This window comes from Clostridium sp. SM-530-WT-3G (genome assembly GCF_012843905.1).
GTDB lineage: Bacteria > Bacillota > Clostridia > Clostridiales > Clostridiaceae > Clostridium.
The window spans coordinates 1-1,699 of sequence record NZ_JABAGC010000084.1 but is presented as its reverse complement, the minus strand read 5'-3'; the positions used below and the strand labels follow the sequence as shown (position 1 = coordinate 1,699).

At 51.1% G+C, this 1,699-nt stretch carries 1 rRNA gene; it reads right to left on the bottom strand.

The features are described 5' to 3' along the window. Positions 1-5 precede the first annotated feature (5 nt). Positions 6-1,699, bottom strand: a 23S ribosomal RNA gene (locus HF850_RS15315); the annotation flags it as partial.

Below are 1,699 nucleotides of genomic sequence, written 5' to 3'. Positions count from 1 at the left end.
TTTATTTGGTCAAGCCCTCGACCTATTAGTATCAGTCAGCTAAATACGTTACCGCACTTACACCTCTGACCTATCAACCTTGTAGTCTTCAAGGGGTCTTACTAGCTTATGCTATGGGAAATCTCATCTTGAGGTGGGCTTCACACTTAGATGCTTTCAGCGTTTATCCCTTCCCGACTTAGCTACCCAGCTATGCTTCTGGCGAAACAACTGGTACACCATAGGTCAGTCCATCCCGGTCCTCTCGTACTAAGGACAGCTCCTCTCAAATTTCCTACGCCCGCGACGGATAGGGACCGAACTGTCTCACGACGTTCTGAACCCAGCTCGCGTGCCGCTTTAATGGGCGAACAGCCCAACCCTTGGGACCTACTTCAGCCCCAGGATGCGACGAGCCGACATCGAGGTGCCAAACCTCCCCGTCGATGTGAACTCTTGGGGGAGATCAGCCTGTTATCCCCGAGGTAGCTTTTATCCGTTGAGCGATGGCCCTCCCACGAGGTACCACCGGATCACTAAGCCCGACTTTCGTCCCTGCTCGACTTGTAGGTCTCGCAGTCAGGCTCCCTTCTGCCTTTGCACTCTACGAACGATTTCCGACCGTTCTGAGGGAACCTTTGGGCGCCTCCGTTACATTTTAGGAGGCGACCGCCCCAGTCAAACTGCCCACCTAACAATGTCCTGTCACCAGTTTCATGGCATCCAGTTAGAACTTCAATACTATCAGGGTGGTATCCCAACAACGACTCCACCAAGGCTGACGCCCTGATTTCCCAGTCTCCCACCTATCCTGTACAGACAATACCGAAATTCAATGCTAAGCTACAGTAAAGCTCTACGGGGTCTTTCCGTCCAATCGCGGGTAGCGAGCATCTTCACTCGCACTACAACTTCGCCGGATTTGCAGTTGAGACAGTGCACAAGTCATTACGCCATTCGTGCGGGTCAGAACTTACCTGACAAGGAATTTCGCTACCTTAGGACCGTTATAGTTACGGCCGCCGTTTACTGGGGCTTAAGTTCATACCTTCGCTTGCGCTAAGTATTCCCCTTAACCTTCCAGCACCGGGCAGGCGTCAGCCCCTATACATCAGCTTTCGCTTTAGCAGAGACCTGTGTTTTTGTTAAACAGTTGCTTGTGCCTATTCTCTGCGGCCTACATTTCTGTAGGCACCCCTTATCCCGAAGTTACGGGGTCAATTTGCCTAGTTCCTTAACTGCAATTCTTCCGTCGGCCTTAGGATTCTCTCCTCATCTACCTGTGTCGGTTTGCGGTACGGGCACTACTTCTCTCTCTAGACGCTTTTCTTGGAAGCATGAAATCAGATACTTCGGTTCCGTGGAACCTTCCCCATAACGCCCCAGGATTGTTAAAGCGGATTTGCCTACTCTAACTCCCTCAACGCTTAGACCAGCATCCAATAGCTGGCACATCCTATCCTTCTCCGTCACGCCCTCGATAATAACGATTGTAGTGGTATTGGAATATCAACCAATTGTCCATCGACTACGCCTGTCGGCCTCGCCTTAGGTCCCGACTAACCCTGAGAAGACAAACTTTACTCAGGAAACCTTAGATATTCGGCCTGTAGGATTCTCACCTACATCTCGCTACTAATGCCAACATTCTCACTCGTAATCAGTCCACCGCTCCTTACGGTACGACTTCAGCCCGATTACGACGCTCCTCTACCGCTCA